Consider the following 19056-nt stretch of genomic DNA (forward strand, 5'->3'; position numbering starts at 1 on the left):
TATGACAAAAATCACAGTAGTAGGAGCAGGTAGCTGGGGAACAGCGTTAGCGATGGTATTAGCTGACAATGGACATGATGTACGTATTTGGGGAAATCGCTCAGAACTTATGGATGAAATGAATACGAAACATGAGAATAGTCGATATCTCCCAGGCATTACATTGCCAAGCACAATCGTAGCCTACTCTTCTTTAGAAGAAGCATTAGTAGATGTAAATACAGTACTGCTAGTAGTACCGACGAAAGCGTACAGAGATGTATTACAAGAGATGAAAGAAATTGTTACAGAACCGATTACTTGGATTCATGCGAGTAAAGGGATTGAACCTGGTACGTCAAAACGTATTTCGGAAGTAATCGAGGAAGAAATTCCAGAGAACTTAATTAAAGATGTTGTTGTATTGTCTGGACCGAGTCATGCTGAAGAAGTTGGTTTACGACAAGCGACAACAGTTACGTCTGCAGCAAAGCGTATGGAAGCGGCTGAGGAAGTACAAGATTTATTTATGAATAGTTATTTCCGTGTATACACAAATCCAGATATCGTTGGAGTTGAACTTGGTGGTGCGTTAAAAAATATTATCGCATTAGCTGCTGGTATAACTGATGGTCTTGGATTAGGTGATAATGCAAAAGCGGCATTGATGACACGTGGTTTAACAGAGATTGCTCGTTTAGGAAGAAAAATGGGCGGGAATCCGTTAACGTTTGCTGGTCTAACTGGTATGGGAGACTTAATTGTAACTTGTACAAGTGTTCATAGCCGAAATTGGCGTGCTGGAAATATGCTTGGAAAAGGACATTCTTTAGAAGAAGTGTTAGAAAGCATGGGTATGGTTGTGGAAGGTGTAAGAACAACGAAAGCTGCTCATGAATTGGCAGAGAAAATGGAAGTTGAAATGCCGATTACAGCTGCTTTATATGACGTGCTGTTCAATGGGAATAACGTAAAAGATGCGGTAGGCTCATTAATGGGACGTGTTCGAAAACATGAAGTGGAAGCTATACCTGACTTACTGTAAAGAAAAGCGACAGAAGTACATTTGTACTTCTGTCGCTTTTTTATTTTATGGGTCTTTTCACCATTTATTTATTTTTGCATAGGATGAAGAGTAACTTGAGGAGAGGGTGAAAAGAATGGATAATAACATTTTTAATAATATTGAGAAGGAAGCGAAAGTAAATAAAGAAGATATTTTTAAATTAGCATCATCCGTGCAAAATGCGAATTTACGTGATGAAACTGTACTTCGTCAATTGATTCATCAAGTGGCTCTTATGGCGGGACGTGAAGTGCCGAAAGAGCAAGAGGATCAAATTGTAAAAGCGATTATTAATAATAATATGCCAGCAGATTTTGGCTCGTTAAGCAAAATGTTTAAAAAATAAATTATGAGAAACAAAGAGTTTGTAGATTGCATATGATAGCCATGAAAGAATGGGAATAGAGCTGTTTTTGGGCATATTTGGTCAACCGAAGCGAGAGATACAATAGCTTCGGTTTTATTTTTATCTAGATTGGTGGAAGATGCTGAAAAACCTATTGATTAAAGTTACATATTCGCGATTTGTAGTAAAATGTTCTTTTTGTATTTGTTTAAAGATTTTAATTTGTTAAAATAGTATAAAAATAGATTAATAAAAAGGGGTGTGTATATGTCAGAAGGGCTTATGAAAATGTGGTTGGCTTTAGGGGCAATTGGATTTATGTTTTTTGCAGTAAGTTTTATTTTATTAAGTAGACATAAAATAAAGAATAAATTTTTGAAAGGGATTACAGCGTTAGTAGCGTACACCCTTATGGTTGTGTCAGGAATTGTTATTTTTCTTGTTGTATTTAGTGGACCTGTACAGCAGTAAATGGAATGGTCTCGAAAATACTACATACGGAGCAAGTTATATTAGTATGAAAAGGTGATGCTAGTGAAAAAAGTCCATATTATTTTAATATTTTGTTGTATGAGCCTTTTAACGGGGTGTCTGTATCCGAAAGAAAATATGAAGCAAAATGCGGTTCCTTATGAAGATCAGCTACAGGTTGTTCAAAAAGCTGTTGTGACATTTAAGGAGCAAAATGATGGGATATTGCCAATTAAGACGAGGGATATGAGTACACCTATTTATCAAAAGTATCCAATCGATTTTCAACAGATTGCTCCGCGTTACATACAAGAAGCGCCAGGGAATGCATATGAAAGTGGAGGAGTATATCAATACGTATTAATAGACGTTGAAACAAATCCAACAGTAAAGTTAATTGATGTTAGGATGGCTGAACAAATTCAGGAATTATCTTTAAAACTTAGGATGTATCGTGATGAACATCAATATCCACCTTTTAAAAAAGTAATTTCAGATGGTGTATATGAATTGGATTTCAAAAAACTAGGATATAAAGATGTGCCACAAGTGACAAGTCCATATTCTGGTAAAGGGCTTCCTTTTGTAATTAATGAAAAAGGAGAAGTTTTTGTTGATTATAGAATCGACTTATATGACGCTTTGAAAAAAAATGAAGGGCAGTTTACGGAGGGAGAAGATATTCGAAATATACTTTCGAAAGGTTCCCCGTTTGTACCAGCTTATTCTTTACCGTACACAGTAAAGAACGGAGAACCAATTTTTTTAAAATCATAAGTCATGAACCTTTCTTTTAGTGAATAAGTTCTAGAAGAAAGGTTTTTTATGTTATACAACTTACGATGCAAACAAAAGATATTTTTTAATAGTCATATGAAATTGGACAAAATTATATGATATATTGTCCGAACTTCTAGAATACCATTATATTATATCAGATATTATAGGCAACGTTAGAGAAGGTATTAGTTGACTATAAACGCGGAATTATTCCCAAAAATTTTGAGGGAGGGAATCACTTGGAAAAGGTAGATATTTTTAAAGATATTGCAGAACGAACAGGCGGTGATATTTATTTTGGAGTTGTAGGAGCTGTTCGAACAGGGAAATCAACATTCATTAAAAAATTTATGGAACTTGTAGTTATTCCAAATATTGAGAATGAGTCTGACCGTCAAAGAGCGCAGGATGAATTGCCTCAAAGTGCTGCTGGTCGTACAATTATGACGACGGAACCGAAGTTTGTTCCAAACCAAGCGGTTTCTATCGAAGTAGATGAAGGACTTGAAGTGAACATTCGATTAGTAGATTGTGTTGGATATACGGTTCCAGGAGCGAAGGGCTATGAAGATGAGAATGGCCCGCGCATGATTAATACCCCTTGGTATGAAGAACCTATTCCATTCCATGAAGCTGCAGAAATCGGCACGCGTAAAGTAATTCAAGAACATTCAACAATTGGTGTTGTAATTACAACAGATGGAACAATTGGTGAAATTCCAAGAAGAGATTATATAGAGGCAGAAGAACGCGTTGTAAATGAGTTGAAAGAAGTAGGAAAACCTTTCATTATGATAATTAATACGGTACAGCCGTATCATCCAGATACAGAGCAATTACGCCAAAGTTTATCAGAAGAATATGATATCCCGGTTATTGCAATGAGTGTGGAGAGTTTAAGAGAAACAGATGTATATAATGTACTTCGTGAAGCGCTATTTGAATTCCCTGTATTAGAAGTGAATGTGAACCTTCCGAGCTGGGTAATGGTGCTAAATGAAGGGCATTGGTTGCGTCAAAGTTATCAAGAAGCAGTTCAAGAAACTGTGAAGGATATAAAACGTCTTCGTGATGTGGATCGCGTTGTTTGGCAGTTTAGTCAATATGAATTTATTGATCGAGCGAGCCTAGCTGGCATTGATATGGGGCAAGGTGTGGCGGAGATTGATTTATATGCGCCAGATGAATTATATGATCAGATTTTAAAAGAAGTAGTAGGAGTAGAAATTCGAGGGAAAGATCATTTATTGAAGCTTATGCTCGATTTATCTCATGCGAAAATAGAATACGACCAAGTGGCAGATGCATTGCGTATGGTTAAGCAAACAGGATATGGTGTAGCAGCCCCTGCGCTAGCGGATATGAGCTTAGATGAGCCAGAAATTATTCGTCATGGTTCAAGGTTTGGTGTGAAGTTAAAAGCGGTAGCGCCATCTATTCATATGATTAAAGTAGATGTAGAGTCAACGTTTGAGCCGATCATTGGTACTGAAAAGCAAAGTGAAGAATTAGTTCGTTATTTAATGCAAGATTTTGAAGATGACCCGTTATCAATTTGGAATTCTGATATATTTGGACGTTCGCTTAGCTCGATTGTTCGAGAAGGAATTCAGGCGAAATTATCTTTAATGCCAGAAAATGCTAGATATAAATTAAAAGAAACGCTAGAAAGAATTATTAATGAAGGATCTGGCGGATTAATTGCGATTATACTATAAGAAAAATCCCTCTCACTGTAGAGGGATTTTTTGTTTTTTCGATTATAAAATAGAAAAATAAACAGTCATTATCTAATACATTGTTGTAAATTGTCAAGTTTCATCAGATTTTCACATTTTCAGAGTAACAATTTCCTTAAAAATATTGAATTATAAAGGAGAATCGTATAATATAGGCGTTGATAATGATTTATCTACATCTTTGTAGTATAGAATTTGTAAAAATTGCCTACAAATGAAAGTAAGACTCATTTTATGATCATTATACAGTCTTATCTTTGGGAGGAGGTGAATGGCATGAACAAGACAGATTTAATCAATGCTGTTGCAGAAGCAAGTTCCCTTTCTAAAAAGGACGCAACAAAAGCAGTAGACGCTGTTTTTGATTCTATCTTAGAAGCTTTAAAACAAGGTGATAAAGTACAACTGATCGGATTCGGTAACTTCGAAGTTCGTGAGCGTGCGGCTCGTAAAGGTCGTAACCCACAAACAGGTGAGGAGATTGAAATCGCTGCAAGTAAAGTACCTGCATTCAAACCTGGTAAAGCGTTAAAAGATGCGGTTAAATAATCCTTACATATTAACAGGGAAGAAGAGTTTCCTTTTTGGGAACTCTTCTTTTTGCTTTTAAAAACATAAATATGCTAGAATGTGTTCGTATCACTTTTAGGTTTTCGGGAGGGCTAGCGGATGGCAAAAGTTAATTTAGAACAAATTGAACATGCAGTACGCCTTATTTTAGAGGCGATTGGGGATGATCCAAATCGTGAGGGAGTACTTGATACGCCAAAGCGTGTTGCAAAAATGTACGCAGAAGTGTTCTCAGGTATGCATGAAGATCCGAAAGAGCATTTGCATAAAGTATTCGGAGAAGATCACGAAGAGCTTGTACTAGTAAAAGATATACCATTTTATTCGATGTGTGAGCATCATTTAGTTCCATTCTATGGAGTTGCTCACGTTGCATATATTCCGCAAGGTGGAAAGGTGACAGGGTTAAGTAAATTAGCTCGTACTGTAGATACAATTGCACGTCGTCCACAACTGCAAGAACGTATTACATCAACAGTAGCCAACTCTATTATGGAAGTACTAGAGCCTCATGGTGTAATGGTAGTAGTAGAAGCAGAACATATGTGTATGACGATGCGTGGTGTGAAAAAACCAGGTGCGAAAACAGTAACGACAGCAGTGCGTGGTGTGCTTGAAAATGATGCTGCAGCGCGCAGTGAAATTTTATCGTTTATTAAAGCGAAGTAAAGAAAAGCGGGAAACTGCTTTTCTTTTTTTTTTTAGTAAATAAATGATATAGTTTTAGCTAGACAGAGTGAGATTAGAAAGATTGCTTACATGAATGGTAGGTGTAGCCAAGTTTTGGTTATAGAAAATAGAGTGTATGTGTTATAATAAGTTTTATGAATTAGAAAACAAGGGTGATTTTTTGTGTGTGACATCTACGGAGGGTATGCGGGTATAAAAGAGAAATTGATGGAGAAATTACGCCATCCTTATTTTATAAACTATATTGAAGAACCATTTATTGATGAAGAAAAGATAGCATTGTTATATGGTGCTTTAAAGAGTGCAAACTTACATATAGAACAAATTGAGCATTACGTAGTAACAATTATGCTTGTACAAATTGCGCTTGATACGCATGAAAGGGTATCAAATAAAGCAGGCGAGGAAGAGATTGAATTCCATAAATGTCGTCAATTAACAGTACTTGCAGGCGATTACTATAGTGGACTATATTATTATTTATTGTCTATGAATCGTGATATTGTTTTAATTCGTGCACTTGCTGAAGGAATTAAAGAGATAAATGAACACAAAATTATGTTATACCAAAAAGCGCATGAAACGACGGATGACATAATGAAAAGCGTAGTAACGATTGAGTCTGCGCTCCTTCAAAAAACATGTGATCATTTTCATTTATCACATTGGAAGCCATTTATCACATACGTATTAGGTGGAAATCGCCTTCAAAAAGAAATTCAATTGTATGCTGATAAACAACATTCACCTGTTTTTCAAGCGGTGCAAGATGCTTTAGGGGATAAAGCAGAAGTAGTGATTAATGGTTGGATGATGGAATTGAGAAAGAAAGAAAAACAATTTTTAGAAAATCACACAGACGTAAGTGAAATAAATTCTGTGTTAAGGGATAAATAGAAGACATAAGCAATTTTACATTGGAAGAAGGTACGAGCATGCAACAATCAAAAGAAGAAAGAGTACATGACGTATTTGAAAAGATTTCTGATAAATACGATGTGATGAATTCTGTAATTAGTTTTCAAAGACATAAAGCGTGGCGTAAAGAAACGATGCGAATTATGGATGTACAACCTGGCAGTAAAGCGCTTGATGTATGCTGCGGAACCGCAGATTGGACAATTGCGCTAGCTGGAGCGGTAGGTGAGCAAGGAAAGGTTGTTGGCTTAGACTTCAGTGAAAATATGTTATCTGTCGGTAAGCAAAAGGTAGAGGCGTTACAATTAAAACAAGTAGAACTTCTACATGGGAATGCAATGGAGCTTCCATTTGAAGATAATACGTTTGATTATGTAACAATTGGGTTTGGTTTACGTAACGTACCGGATTATATGCACGTATTAAAAGAAATGACGCGTGTAGTAAAACCAGGTGGAAAAGTAATCTGTTTAGAAACATCTCAACCAACAATGATTGGTTTTCGACAAGGGTATATTTTATACTTTAAATATATCATGCCGTTATTTGGAAAGATGTTTGCGAAAAGTTATAAAGAATATTCATGGCTTCAAGAATCTGCTAGTGCATTCCCAGGGATGAAAGAATTGGCCCAAATGTTTGAGCAAGCTGGACTTGAACGTGTGCAAGTGAAACCATTTACTTTTGGGGTAGCAGCGATGCATTTAGGTATTAAACCAGAATCAAAATAGAAAAAAGAAAAAAGAAGTTTTAGGTTAAGGTGAACAATATGAAGTTACAACTTATGTACTCTTTTTTACGATCGGATATTAATGTGATAGAAAAAGAATTAAAAAAGACAGTTGCTTCTGAACAGCCATTAGTAGAAGAGGCAGCATTACAACTTATTGAAGCTGGTGGGAAGCGAATTCGTCCTGTATTTGTGTTGCTTGCAGGGAAATTTGGAGATTATAAGTTAGATGCGATTAAGCATGTTGCTGTTGCGTTAGAGCTTATTCATATGGCTTCTCTTGTTCACGATGATGTTATTGATGCTGCATTTTTACGACGCGGCAGTGCGACTGTGAATGCGAAATGGGGAGATCGTATTGCGATGTATACAGGGGACTATTTGTTCGCTAAGTCTCTTGAATGTATAACAAATATCGAAATCCCAGAGGCGCATCAAGCGTTATCACATACTATTTTAGAAGTCTGTAAAGGTGAAATTGAACAAATTAAAGATAAATACAATTATGACCAAAATTTAAGAACGTATTTAAGAAGAATAAAGCGAAAAACAGCATTATTAATTGCCGCGAGTTGTCAATTGGGAGCGATTGCTGCTGGTGCTAATCGTGATACAGTAAATCGTCTATTTTGGTATGGGTATTTTGTAGGAATGTCTTATCAAATTATTGATGACATTTTAGACTTCGTTTCCACAGAAGAGAAACTTGGAAAACCTGCTGGTGGAGATTTATTACAAGGAAACATAACGCTCCCTGCTTTATATGCGATGGAAGATCTAGTACTTCGTCAAAAAATCACATCTGTACATGAAAATACAACAGCAAGTGAAATGCAAGAAATTATTGATGCTGTAAAAAATAGTCCAGCAATTGATCAAGCATTTGCGTTTAGTGAACGTTATTTACATAAAGCTTTAGAAATAATAAAACCACTCCCACGTGGAAAAGCAAAGTATGCATTACAAAATGTTGCAAAGTATATTGGAAAACGAAAATTTTAATGTTTATTCTAAAAAATAAAATAATCTCTCTATTTCAAAACTATTGCACAATTGTGATAAGGGTGATAATATGTGTGTGGGGATATACAATTACATACATAATTCAGAAGTGGAGAGATTTTTTATGGAAAAAACATTTCTAATGGTAAAACCAGACGGTGTACAACGTGCCTTCATTGGGGAAATTGTAGCTCGTTTTGAGAAAAAAGGCTTTCAATTAGTTGGTGCAAAATTAATGCAAGTCACTCCGGAAATTGCTGGACAACACTACGCTGAGCATAAGGAAAAACCTTTCTTTGGTGAGTTAGTAGACTTTATTACATCTGGACCTGTATTCGCAATGGTATGGCAAGGTGAAGGTGTAGTAGATACAGCGCGTAACATGATGGGGAAAACAAGACCACATGAAGCAGCTCCTGGAACAATTCGTGGAGATTTCGGTGTAACTGTTGCGAAAAATATTATTCATGGTTCTGATTCTTTAGAAAGCGCAGAGCGCGAGATTGCTATTTTCTTTAAAGAAGAAGAATTAGTTGACTACTCAAAATTAATGAATGAATGGATTTACTAATTATTTTGAAATAATTTGTAAACGCTTTAATCACTGTGATAATAGTAAAAAGTGCAAGGAGAATAGGGGTATTCTTCTTGCACTTTTTTTATTTTCAATTAGTTACGAAGTTTGAGCTGTTATGATATATTGATATTTAAATTAGGCCTATCGGAAATATAGAATAAGAAAATGGTCGATTTATGATATAATTTCTTTAATATTTTTAGAATGATAAAAGTTAATATAGTGAGATAAATACATATACGAAAAGAGGAATAACGTATGCGATATATTACAGCTGGTGAATCTCATGGTCCGCAACTTACAACGATTATAGAAGGTGTTCCAGCAGGATTGTCTTTAGTAGCGGATGATATAAACGAAGAGTTAGCTAGAAGGCAAAAGGGATATGGGCGTGGTAGACGCATGCAAATTGAAACGGATCAAGTGCAAATTTTAAGTGGTGTTAGACATGGAGAAACATTAGGTTCCCCTATTGCACTCGTTGTTGAAAATCGTGATTTTGCCCATTGGACAAAAATTATGGGGGCAGAGCCTTTAACTGAGCAGGAAGAAAAAGAGATAAAAAGGAAAGTGACAAAACCAAGGCCTGGGCATGCTGATTTAAATGGTGCAATTAAATATGGTCATAGAGATATGAGGAATGTACTGGAACGTTCGTCAGCGCGCGAAACGACGGTGCGTGTTGCTGCTGGTGCGGTTGCTAAAAAGGTGTTAGCAGAACTTGGTATTAAAGTGGCGGGCCATGTAATTGAAATTGGCGGTGTACAAGCTAAGGAGGTTACGTATAGTTCAATTGAAGAATTAAAGAGTATTACAGAAGCATCTCCTGTACGTTGCTTAGATGACGAAGCTGGTAACCAAATGATGAAAGCGATTGATGATGCGAAAGCAAATGGTGATTCAATTGGTGGAATCGTTGAAGTAATTGTGGAAGGAATGCCAATTGGAGTAGGTAGCTACGTGCATTATGATCGAAAACTGGATGCGAAATTAGCAGCTGCAATTATGAGTATTAATGCTTTTAAAGGTGTCGAGATTGGAATTGGTTTTGAAGCAGCGCATAGACCGGGAAGTGAAGTTCATGATGAAATTCTATGGAATGAGGAGCATGGATATACAAGAAGAACAAATAATGCAGGTGGATTAGAAGGCGGTATGACGACTGGAATGCCAATTGTTGTGCGCGGTGTGATGAAACCGATACCTACACTTTATAAACCTCTTCAAAGTGTAGATATTGATACGAAAGAGCCTTTTACAGCGAGCATTGAACGTTCAGATAGTTGTGCAGTGCCAGCAGCTAGTGTCGTTGCAGAAGCGGTTGTGGCTTGGGAATTAGCAACAGCTTTAATAGAACAATTCGGATTAGATCGTATGGAACTAATTCGTGAAAATATTGAGAAACATAATGAATATGCGAGGGGATTTTAATGGGAAACATACATATTCAAACGAAATCAAAAGAATATGATGTACATGTTGGTAAAGAAGCGTTGTCAAACTTAACAATGATCGTTCAAAATATGCAGCCAGCTGTATCTAACGTAATGATCATTTCAGATGAAGCTGTTGCATCACTACATTTACAGACAGTTATCGATGCATTACAAGTGGAGCAGGACGTGTTTTCATTTGTTGTACCAAGTGGCGAAAAAGAGAAGTCTTTCGAAAATTTCTATGCGGCTCATACGTCAGCTCTTGAAAATAAATTAGATAGAAATTCTTTAATTCTTGCACTTGGAGGCGGAATGATTGGAGATTTAGCTGGTTTTGTTGCTGCATCTTTTATGCGGGGTATTCGCTTTGTGCAGGTTCCGACGACTTTATTAGCGCACGATAGCGCAGTAGGTGGGAAAGTAGCGATTAATCATCCGTTAGGTAAAAATATGATTGGTGCATTCCATCAGCCAGAAGCGGTTGTATATCATACACCGTTTTTACAGTCTCTTCCTGAAAAAGAGTGGCGTTCAGGTTATGCAGAGGTGATAAAGCATGCTCTTATTGGTGATGTGGAGCTATATCATTGGTTAAAAGAAGAAGTGCAAACATTAGCGGATCTTCGTGATGAGAAGTTAATCCATATATTAACGAAGGCGATTCCTGTAAAGGCAAATGTTGTGTCACAAGATGAAACAGAGAAGGGTGTACGTGCCCATTTGAACTTTGGACATACGTTAGGACATGCTCTTGAAAAAGAGCTAGGGTATGGGAATATTACTCACGGTGACGGCGTAGCGGTTGGAATGTTATTCGCCATATTTTTAAGTGAGCAAGTGTACAAGGTTGATCTTGCTTATGAAGATATGAAGCAGTGGTTCTTGAAATACGGCTATCCAAAAATGCCAAGAGATTTGAATGTAGAGCGCCTCGTTCAATTGATGAAACAAGATAAGAAAGCAAATGCAGGAGCAATTCATATGGTGCTTATGCAGGAATATGGGGTAGTGAATGTCGTATCTATTTCAGATGAGACTGTTCATATTGCGTTAGAGGCATTTCAAAAAGATATGGTTTAAAATGATAGCGAAGTGTTGTGAAGTGCTCATTTAGAGGTATTCTCGTAATAGTGACGGTTATGATAAAAGATTACAGTAAGGGGCTATAACTGTATTGTAATCAAATTGAATGAAATGACTGGGGGAAGAAAAATGAGAGTGAAAGAGCAATTGTTAACTTTGAGAGCGTATGTGCCTGGGAAAAACATTGAAGAAGTAAAAAGGGAATATGGATTATCGAAAATTGTGAAATTAGCATCGAACGAAAATCCATTCGGTTGCTCAGCGCGTGTGACAGAAGCATTAACTTCTTTAGCGAGCCAATATGCCCTTTATCCAGATGGATATACCTTTGAACTTCGGACAAAAGTAGCGAAACATTTAGGTGTAAAAGCAGAACAACTACTATTTGGTAGTGGATTAGATGAAGTCATTCAAATGATTAGCCGAGCGTTACTACATGAAGGAACAAACGTTGTAATGGCGAATCCTACGTTTTCACAATATCATCACCATGCTGTTATTGAAGGAGCAGAAGTTCGTGAAGTATCACTTAAAGACGGTATTCACGATTTAGATGCAATGCTAGAGCAAGTAGATGATAAAACGAAAATTGTATGGATTTGTAATCCGAATAATCCGACAGGTACATATGTTGAGAAACAAAAATTACTTTCATTTTTAGAATCAGTTCCTAAGTCGGCTCTCGTTATTATGGACGAAGCATATTATGAATACGCGGAAGCAGAAGACTATCCGCAAACATTGCCACTTCTTGAAAAGTATGAAAATCTTATGGTTTTACGCACGTTTTCAAAAGCATATGGTTTAGCTGCTTTTCGTATCGGATATGCGATTGGGGATGCGAAGTTAATCGGACAGCTAGAAGTAGCGAGGTTACCATTCAATACATCAACTGTAGCGCAATCTGTAGCACTCGCTGCATTAGAAGATCAAGCCTTTTTACAAGATTGTGTGAAAAAGAATGCTGAAGGTCTAAATCAGTATTATGCATTTTGTAAAGAATATAACGTATTCTATTATCCATCTCAAACAAATTTCATTTTCTTAAAACTTGGTATACCAGGTAATGAAGCTTTCGAACGATTAATGAAAAAAGGATATATCGTTCGTTCTGGTGCTGCATTTGGTATCGATGATGGTATTCGTATTACTGTCGGTTTGAAAGAAGAAAATGATGAAATTATAGAGTTGCTGAAAGAGCTTGTAAATGAGCAAGTACAGAAAGAAGAAACATATTCTTAAGAGATTGTGAAGGCTCCTATTATAGGAGCCTTTTTTATCGTATTAAAAATAAAGGTTGAAGACTGGCAATTAAGTTGTTCTGTAAATCACGGTTTGTATGGCTTGATAATTAGTGAGAGAAGTTATTTGCACGGTCATAAAAGAAAGCGGTACAATAGAAGATGATGATAAGGTATCGGTGTCATATCCGAACCTTTTGAACAATTACCTACTCTGTAAGAAGAAGTATAAGAAGAAGCATGCTCATTCTAAAGGTTGCGTTCTAACAGTGAGTTGCTTATGATAAATGAACAGAAGAGAATATTTTTTAGAATTAAAGGAGACGTTTATGCAAAAGTTTGAACAAGCTGTTTCATATATTGAAAATGGTGAAGCGGAAAAAGGATTACAATTATTAAAAGAACAATTAAAAATTGCAAATGATGAAGAGAAGTATGATATCGCTCGTTACTATCATACACTTGGATTTACAGATGAGGCATTAGCGATTACTGAAGACTTACGTTTACTGTATCCGGAAGAAAGTGAATTCACTGTATTTTTAGCAGAATTATATATTGATTTAGATAAAGAAGATGAAGCGATTGAAGTACTTCATGATATTCCAGAAAATGACGATTTATATGTTCAATCTTTATTACTTGTTGCAGATTTATTCCAAATGCAAGGTTTTGATGATGTAGCAGAGCAAAAACTATTAAAGGCAAAAGAAATGATGCCTGATGAACCTGTTATTACGTTTGGGTTAGCAGAATTATATAGTAGTAAAGGTGAAGAACAAAAGGCAATTACTTATTATGAATCGCTATTAGCTGAACATAAAGTAATGGGTGGTGTTGTGATCGCACTTCGCCTTGCAGAAACGTTAAGTGCGATTGGAAACTGGGAAGAGGCGATTTCTTATTATGAAGCAGGCCTAGAGGAACAAAAAGATATTCACTCATTATTTGGATATGCCTTCACATTATACCAAGGTGAAGAATATCAGAGAGCAATCGGTGCTTGGCAAGAACTAAAAGAATTAGACCCTGAGTACGCATCACTGTACATGTATTTAGCGAAAAGCTATGAAAAAGAAGGAATGCTTCAAGAAAGCTATGAAACGCTTCATGAAGGAATTAAAGTAGATGAGCTTTCAGTTCCGTTTTATGTAGAGTTAGCGAACATTGCGGCGAAATTAGGAAAAATAGTAGAAGCAGAGGAAGTTCTTCAAAAAGCACTTGAGTTAGACCCAGGGCATTTAGGCGCAACATTAAAATATGCGTATATCTTAAAAGGACAAGAAAAGTACGAAGAGTTAATTGCAATTGTAGAGCGTGCTATTGATAGTGGAGAACCAGATACACAACTACTTTGGGACCTTGCGTATGCAAAAAAACAATTAGAAATGTATTCGGATGCATTAAAACACTATGAAAGTGCATATACTTCTTTTAAGAATCATCCAGACTTCTTAGAAGAATACGGTTATTTCTTATTGGAAGAAGGAAAGCGAAAAGAGGCGAAAGAAGTATTTACCCAGTTATTACAACTAGACCCGACACAAATTCATATTGAAGAGTTGTTATATAATTTAGAGGATTTTTCATAAGTTGGAAGGAAACTGAATGCCGCTTCTTGAATCTAAAAAGAAAAGAGAAAGACAGAGGAGGGACTTAATTGCTATGAATACCCCTGTTTCTGTAAACGAGAAGAAGGATTTTGTAAAATGGTTTTTGAATAATTACCAACTGAAACAGCGTGAATGTGTATGGATTCTGAATTATTTAATGAGTCACGACCAATTGATGCATAAAGTCCACTTCGTAGAGCATGCAAAATATTGTCCGCGTGGCTTAGTGATGTCAGCGAATTGTGTGAAAGACACACCGTTTCACTTTTTTAAACAAAATGTTATGACAACAGATGCTGAAAAATCGTTTCATGATATTCGTTTAAATCGAGATGAGGATATTTATATTCAACTCAACTTTAAATCATCGTTTCAAAATGCGAATTATGTAGCTGTATTAGAAGAAAACCCATATCTACCAAAGCATATTGAAGTAAATGAAAAAGATCGTTTACTTGCAGAAAGGTTTTTGGAAGAAAGTGTATTTTCATTTAGGAGAGAACGCCTTTTGAAACAAATTGATGAAGCGTTAGATAAGCAAGATAAGGAAGCGTTTCATAGATTAACGGCCGAGTTAAAGACTTTATAGAATTTATTTGGATTAATAAATTTTTACAAATTTCAGACTTTCACCAAGAAAAACTACCTATATTGGGTAGTTTTTCTTTTTTTACCTCTTTTAGTATGGTTTAATATATATAAAGTGAAAGTTCTGTCATTTGCAAGTGAAGGAGGGAAGGAATTTGAAGTGGAGTGTAAAAGATGTGGAACAGTTTGAACAAGCAAGAGAGTATGTTGATACAGGAGTAATACCGCTTTTATCAATTTCGGCAGCACAAGAAATGAAAATGGTTGTAGAACAAGGTGAATTTATCGAATTGTTGAGCACGGAATTGGAAAGAGAGTATAAAGGAAGAGTGCTTTTACTACCTGCGTTTACGTATTTGGTAGAAAGTCAAAAGAATGAAAAAGGTCGTTTGCAAGAATGGACAAATCATTTACGAAGCGAAGGTTTTAAGCATATTGCTTATGTTACAAGTGATTTTTCATGGAAAGAGGATATGCAAGAGTTACAGGGAGATTTATTTTGGTTTCCTTCATTAGCATTAGAACAATTTAGTGATCAAGCAAAAAGAGAAGTTATTCATGCGCATATAAAAAATATAATGGTGATGTTGGAAGAGAAGTGGGGAAACTCACAATAAACAGAAAGTTCTTATTATTATGAGTAGTATGATATTGACCTGTGCATGAGCGTATTATATCATGATAGTGTCCTAGTTTTTATTTTTTATATAATTTATCACGAGGGGACAATTTCTGATAGAGGGGGGAAATTTTCGTGAGCGAGAAAGAACATCGCGTGTCAAGAAGACAATTTTTAAATTACACACTCACAGGGGTAGGAGGCTTTATGGCTGCCGGTATTTTAATGCCGATGACGCGATTTGCGCTTGATCCGGTGTTAAGAAAAGAAGCCGGAACAGATATGGTTGCTGTTGCGCAAGTAAAGGATATTACAACAGAGCCGAAGCGTTTCGATTTTAAAGTGAAACAGGTTGATGGTTGGTACAAGTCTGAAGAACCAAAATCGGCTTGGGTTCATAAAGATGAAAGCGGAGACATTGTTGCGTTCTCTCCAGTATGTAAACATTTAGGATGTACAGTTAACTGGAATTCGGACAAAGCACATCCGAATCAATTCTTTTGTCCATGTCACGGGGGTCGTTATACAAAAGATGGGATGAACATTAAAGGTACGCCACCCCTTGCTCCGCTGGATGTGTACGAGTCTAAAGTGAAAGATGGAACGCTGTATCTAGGAAAAGCGAAGCCAAGAGGGGGTGCAAAGTAGATGTTAAATAAAATTTATGATTGGGTAGATGAAAGATTAGATATTACACCGATATGGCGTGATATCGCTGATCATGAAGTACCTGAACATGTAAACCCGGCACATCACTTTTCTGCATTCGTCTATTGCTTTGGAGGACTTACCTTTTTCGTTACTGTAATTCAAATTTTATCTGGAATGTTTTTGACGATGTATTATGTGCCTGATATTAAAAATGCTTGGGAATCAGTTTACTATTTACAAAATGAAGTTGCTTATGGGCAAATTGTTCGTGGTATGCACCACTGGGGTGCTAGTCTCGTAATTGTAATGATGTTTTTACATACACTCAGAGTTTTCTTCCAAGGTGCGTATAAAAAGCCCCGTGAGTTAAACTGGATTGTTGGTGTTCTTATTTTCTTTGTTATGTTAGGTCTTGGTTTTACCGGATATTTATTACCGTGGGATATGAAAGCTTTATTTGCTACAAAAGTAGGGATTCAAATTGCAGAGCAAACACCGCTCATTGGTCCTTATATTAAAACATTACTCGCTGGTCATTCCGAAATTGTTGGCGCTCAAACATTAACTCGCTTCTTTGCTATTCACGTCTTCTTCTTACCAGCAGCACTTCTAGGTTTAATGGCCTTCCACTTCATCATGATTCGCAAACAAGGTATTTCCGGTCCACTATAAGAGATTGCTAAATTAAAGGGGAAAGAACTAAAGGAGGGAGATTATGCATCGCGGCAAAGGAATGAAGTTTGTAGGAGATTCTCGGGTACCGGTAGCTCGGAAACCAAATATTCCAAAAGACTATTCTGAATACCCAGGGAAAACAGAAGCATTTTGGCCGAACTTCTTGTTAAAAGAATGGATGGTTGGTGCAGTTTTTTTAATCGGTTATTTATGTTTAACAGTGGCGCATCCGTCGCCGCTTGAGAGAATGGCGGATCCAACAGATGCTGGATATATACCACTTCCAGATTGGTATTTCTTATTCTTGTATCAGTTATTAAAGTATTCTTATGCTTCCGGTTCATTTACTGTAATTGGAGCGTTTATTATGCCAGGGATTGCGTTTGGTGCATTACTGTTAGCTCCATTTCTTGATCGAGGTCCAGAAAGACGTCCATTGAAGCGTCCTGTAGCAACTGGATTTATGCTTTTAGCAATTGCATCGATTATCTTTTTAACTTGGGAATCTGTAGCACACCACGATTGGGAAGCTGCAAAGAAACAAGGAGCAATTGTAAAAACCGCGCCAGTTGATAAAAATGATGATGGCTATAAATTAATGCAAAAAAATACTTGTTTAACATGTCATGGTGACAACTTACAGGGCGGGGCGGCAGCACCAGCACTGCAAAACTTAACTTTAAAGCCAGAAGAAATTGCTAAAATTGCGAAAGATGGAAAAGGTTCCATGCCTAAAGGTGTATTTAAAGGTACAGATGAGGAACTGAAGAAGCTTTCGGAATTCGTTGCAAAGTATAATAAAAAATAATAAAAAGCTGACTACAAAATTTGTAGTCAGCTTTTCTATTTAGTTGGATGAAGTTTGTTATAATAGAGTAGGATTTAGTGAATGAATTACTTTGCTTGAAAGGTGTTGGACATACAGATTGGTGTACTTGTATGCAATGTTAAGACAACGCTCGGTATTATTATTTTTATTGGTTGTTAACATATTAGGTACAATTTACGGGTTTATATGGTACGGAAATCAACTGAAAGAAACGTCACCTATATTTTGGCCGTTTGTACCAGATAGTCCTATGGCGAGTCTCTTTTTTGTCTTTGTTTTAATTGCTTTTTTGACAAAGAGAAACTGGGGATTAATAGAAGCGCTAGCGATTGTTACTTTAATAAAATATGGTATTTGGGCTGTTGTTGTAAATGCGATTATGATTTACGTAAAAGGTCCTATTGGCCTTATGGGCTACATGTTAATGCTTTCGCACTTTGCGATGGCAGTGCAAGGTGTTTTATATGCTCCATTTTACCGTATAAAAAAATGGCATTTTATAGTAGCGGGTGTATGGACGTTGCATAACGATGCAATTGATTATTTATTTTGGCAAATGCCACGATATGGAATTATGCATTTGTTTGTAGAGGAAATTGGTTATTTTACGTTTTGGTTAAGCGTTGCTGTACTATGTATTACATATTATTGTTGCTTACGTGAGCACAGGAAACAATTTTCTTTATGATGGTTAGAACATTTAGGGGGAGAACATGGAGAAAAATAAGAGTGGTACAAAAATATTGGATCGATTGATTACTTTAGTTGTTTCATATAGCATAGCATTTTCTATTTTTGCACTCGCAACAACGGCAGTTGTGTATGGAAAATGGCTGTATTATTTTGAAATTGATTTTTTAAATATTCCTGATTTAGCGGATATGACGAAGGATGAAATTAAAAGAAATTACGATGTGCTTATTACATATTTATCCCCGTTTTATGACGGAGCATTACATTTGCCAACATTAGATATGTCTACAAATGGCCGTATTCATTTTGTAGATGTTAAAAATATTTTAGTAAAGATTCAATATGTGATGTATGCGACAATTATGATTGCAGTGATAGGTGGAATTTATTTATTAAAAAAGAAAAATGAAAAGTTTTTACTGCACGGATCGATTTTAACAATCATTTTTCCGATAGCGCTTATGTTACCAATCGCTATTAATTTTGAAAAGAGCTTTGTATTATTCCATAAGCTTTTATTCAGTAATGATTATTGGATGTTTGATATTGAAACGGATCCAGTTATATTAATGCTACCAGAGGAGTTCTTTATGCATGCTGCGTGTGCTATTTTATTATTCATTTTAGGTGGTAGTATACTTTGTTATAGCTTATATAGATATTTCGTAAAAAAGAAAAGGATGTCAAAGAAAAAATTCTCTGCTTAAAGAGAATTTTTTCTTTGTAAAACGATAATATATTTTTCGGTTCAGTTCTGTTC

General features: G+C 36.1%; 22 protein-coding genes. All 22 read left to right on the top strand.

The window, feature by feature from the left end:
• The first annotated feature begins 1 nt into the window (after position 1).
• On the top strand, positions 2-1024 hold the full coding sequence (locus tag ACS2FK_RS08555) for an NAD(P)H-dependent glycerol-3-phosphate dehydrogenase (protein WP_000161783.1): 1023 nt from the start codon (positions 2-4) through the stop codon (positions 1022-1024).
• A 115-nt stretch (positions 1025-1139) separates the two neighbouring features.
• Positions 1140-1391 (top strand): stage VI sporulation protein F, encoded by a 252-nt coding sequence (locus ACS2FK_RS08560; protein WP_000369753.1) that lies wholly within the window; start codon positions 1140-1142, stop codon positions 1389-1391.
• 267 nt (positions 1392-1658) lie between these two features.
• Positions 1659-1862 (top strand): DUF2768 domain-containing protein, encoded by a 204-nt coding sequence (locus ACS2FK_RS08565; RefSeq protein WP_001289005.1) that lies wholly within the window; start codon positions 1659-1661, stop codon positions 1860-1862.
• Between the two features lie 63 nt (positions 1863-1925).
• Positions 1926-2639, top strand: a complete 714-nt coding sequence (locus ACS2FK_RS08570) for a hypothetical protein (RefSeq protein WP_000755480.1) — start codon at positions 1926-1928, stop codon at positions 2637-2639.
• 242 nt (positions 2640-2881) lie between these two features.
• Positions 2882-4360 carry a stage IV sporulation protein A gene (spoIVA, locus tag ACS2FK_RS08575; RefSeq protein WP_000416519.1) on the top strand — a complete coding sequence of 493 codons (1479 nt, stop codon included), beginning with the start codon at positions 2882-2884 and terminating at the stop codon, positions 4358-4360.
• Between the two features lie 297 nt (positions 4361-4657).
• The gene (locus ACS2FK_RS08580) at positions 4658-4930 is read left to right on the top strand and encodes an HU family DNA-binding protein (protein WP_001043860.1); all 273 of its coding nucleotides are present in this window, start codon (positions 4658-4660) and stop codon (positions 4928-4930) included.
• 120 nt (positions 4931-5050) lie between these two features.
• Positions 5051-5620, top strand: coding sequence for a GTP cyclohydrolase I FolE (gene folE, locus ACS2FK_RS08585; protein ID WP_001151481.1), 570 nt, complete (start codon positions 5051-5053; stop codon positions 5618-5620).
• A 183-nt stretch (positions 5621-5803) separates the two neighbouring features.
• Positions 5804-6538, top strand: a complete 735-nt coding sequence (locus tag ACS2FK_RS08590) for a heptaprenyl diphosphate synthase component 1 (RefSeq protein WP_000332853.1) — start codon at positions 5804-5806, stop codon at positions 6536-6538.
• Between the two features lie 38 nt (positions 6539-6576).
• Positions 6577-7290 (top strand): 2-heptaprenyl-1,4-naphthoquinone methyltransferase, encoded by a 714-nt coding sequence (gene menG, locus ACS2FK_RS08595; protein WP_001187668.1) that lies wholly within the window; start codon positions 6577-6579, stop codon positions 7288-7290.
• A gap of 38 nt (positions 7291-7328) precedes the next feature.
• Positions 7329-8291, top strand: coding sequence for a heptaprenyl diphosphate synthase component II (gene hepT / locus ACS2FK_RS08600; protein ID WP_063546931.1), 963 nt, complete (start codon positions 7329-7331; stop codon positions 8289-8291).
• Positions 8292-8415: 124 nt separating this feature from the next.
• Positions 8416-8862 (top strand): nucleoside-diphosphate kinase, encoded by a 447-nt coding sequence (gene ndk / locus ACS2FK_RS08605; protein ID WP_000415883.1) that lies wholly within the window; start codon positions 8416-8418, stop codon positions 8860-8862.
• A gap of 264 nt (positions 8863-9126) precedes the next feature.
• A complete protein-coding gene (aroC, locus tag ACS2FK_RS08610; protein WP_001269379.1) occupies positions 9127-10299 on the top strand; it encodes a chorismate synthase in 1173 nt (390 codons plus the stop codon).
• On the top strand, positions 10299-11384 hold the full coding sequence (aroB, locus tag ACS2FK_RS08615; protein WP_000526809.1) for a 3-dehydroquinate synthase: 1086 nt from the start codon (positions 10299-10301) through the stop codon (positions 11382-11384). The genes aroC and aroB overlap by 1 nt, the downstream gene beginning before the upstream one ends.
• A gap of 132 nt (positions 11385-11516) precedes the next feature.
• Positions 11517-12629 (top strand): histidinol-phosphate transaminase, encoded by a 1113-nt coding sequence (gene hisC, locus ACS2FK_RS08620; RefSeq protein WP_063546932.1) that lies wholly within the window; start codon positions 11517-11519, stop codon positions 12627-12629.
• A gap of 328 nt (positions 12630-12957) precedes the next feature.
• Entirely contained in the window at positions 12958-14220 is a 1263-nt protein-coding gene (locus ACS2FK_RS08625; RefSeq protein ID WP_001168673.1) for a tetratricopeptide repeat protein, read from the top strand.
• 73 nt (positions 14221-14293) lie between these two features.
• On the top strand, positions 14294-14830 hold the full coding sequence (locus tag ACS2FK_RS08630; protein WP_001095925.1) for a ReoY family proteolytic degradation factor: 537 nt from the start codon (positions 14294-14296) through the stop codon (positions 14828-14830).
• A 154-nt stretch (positions 14831-14984) separates the two neighbouring features.
• Complete coding sequence (locus tag ACS2FK_RS08635) at positions 14985-15446, top strand: YpiF family protein (RefSeq protein WP_000872171.1); 462 nt, start codon at positions 14985-14987, stop codon at positions 15444-15446.
• A 137-nt stretch (positions 15447-15583) separates the two neighbouring features.
• Positions 15584-16096 carry a menaquinol-cytochrome c reductase iron-sulfur subunit gene (qcrA, locus tag ACS2FK_RS08640; RefSeq protein WP_001290420.1) on the top strand — a complete coding sequence of 171 codons (513 nt, stop codon included), beginning with the start codon at positions 15584-15586 and terminating at the stop codon, positions 16094-16096.
• Positions 16097-16771 carry a menaquinol-cytochrome c reductase cytochrome b subunit gene (qcrB, locus tag ACS2FK_RS08645; RefSeq protein WP_000932700.1) on the top strand — a complete coding sequence of 225 codons (675 nt, stop codon included), beginning with the start codon at positions 16097-16099 and terminating at the stop codon, positions 16769-16771.
• 43 nt (positions 16772-16814) lie between these two features.
• A complete protein-coding gene (gene qcrC, locus ACS2FK_RS08650) occupies positions 16815-17582 on the top strand; it encodes a menaquinol-cytochrome c reductase cytochrome b/c subunit (RefSeq protein WP_000554601.1) in 768 nt (255 codons plus the stop codon).
• A 118-nt stretch (positions 17583-17700) separates the two neighbouring features.
• A complete protein-coding gene (locus ACS2FK_RS08655; RefSeq protein WP_000262838.1) occupies positions 17701-18291 on the top strand; it encodes a DUF1405 domain-containing protein in 591 nt (196 codons plus the stop codon).
• Between the two features lie 25 nt (positions 18292-18316).
• The gene (gene lit / locus ACS2FK_RS08660) at positions 18317-19003 is read left to right on the top strand and encodes a lipoprotein intramolecular transacylase Lit (protein ID WP_000414374.1); all 687 of its coding nucleotides are present in this window, start codon (positions 18317-18319) and stop codon (positions 19001-19003) included.
• Positions 19004-19056: the final 53 nt, after the last annotated feature.

It is taken from the genome of Bacillus cereus group sp. BceL220 (genome assembly GCF_051776965.1).
In the GTDB taxonomy this organism is placed as follows: Bacteria; Bacillota; Bacilli; order Bacillales; family Bacillaceae_G; genus Bacillus_A; species Bacillus_A cereus.

Excerpts from the sequence above, each read along its gene's own strand:
- menG (WP_001187668.1), top strand. The coding sequence starts at position 6,577 with ATGCAACAATCAAAAGAAGAAAGAGTACATGACGTATTTGAAAAGATT.
- ACS2FK_RS08580 (WP_001043860.1), top strand. The coding sequence starts at position 4,658 with ATGAACAAGACAGATTTAATCAATGCTGTTGCAGAAGCAAGTTCCCTT.
- qcrB (WP_000932700.1), top strand. The coding sequence starts at position 16,097 with ATGTTAAATAAAATTTATGATTGGGTAGATGAAAGATTAGATATTACA.
- hepT (WP_063546931.1), top strand. The coding sequence starts at position 7,329 with ATGAAGTTACAACTTATGTACTCTTTTTTACGATCGGATATTAATGTG.
- ACS2FK_RS08625 (WP_001168673.1), top strand. The coding sequence starts at position 12,958 with ATGCAAAAGTTTGAACAAGCTGTTTCATATATTGAAAATGGTGAAGCG.
- ACS2FK_RS08565 (WP_001289005.1), top strand. The coding sequence starts at position 1,659 with ATGTCAGAAGGGCTTATGAAAATGTGGTTGGCTTTAGGGGCAATTGGA.
- ACS2FK_RS08630 (WP_001095925.1), top strand. The coding sequence starts at position 14,294 with ATGAATACCCCTGTTTCTGTAAACGAGAAGAAGGATTTTGTAAAATGG.
- aroB (WP_000526809.1), top strand. The coding sequence starts at position 10,299 with ATGGGAAACATACATATTCAAACGAAATCAAAAGAATATGATGTACAT.
- lit (WP_000414374.1), top strand. The coding sequence starts at position 18,317 with ATGGAGAAAAATAAGAGTGGTACAAAAATATTGGATCGATTGATTACT.
- ndk (WP_000415883.1), top strand. The coding sequence starts at position 8,416 with ATGGAAAAAACATTTCTAATGGTAAAACCAGACGGTGTACAACGTGCC.
- qcrC (WP_000554601.1), top strand. The coding sequence starts at position 16,815 with ATGCATCGCGGCAAAGGAATGAAGTTTGTAGGAGATTCTCGGGTACCG.
- folE (WP_001151481.1), top strand. The coding sequence starts at position 5,051 with ATGGCAAAAGTTAATTTAGAACAAATTGAACATGCAGTACGCCTTATT.
- aroC (WP_001269379.1), top strand. The coding sequence starts at position 9,127 with ATGCGATATATTACAGCTGGTGAATCTCATGGTCCGCAACTTACAACG.
- hisC (WP_063546932.1), top strand. The coding sequence starts at position 11,517 with ATGAGAGTGAAAGAGCAATTGTTAACTTTGAGAGCGTATGTGCCTGGG.
- ACS2FK_RS08555 (WP_000161783.1), top strand. The coding sequence starts at position 2 with ATGACAAAAATCACAGTAGTAGGAGCAGGTAGCTGGGGAACAGCGTTA.
- ACS2FK_RS08560 (WP_000369753.1), top strand. The coding sequence starts at position 1,140 with ATGGATAATAACATTTTTAATAATATTGAGAAGGAAGCGAAAGTAAAT.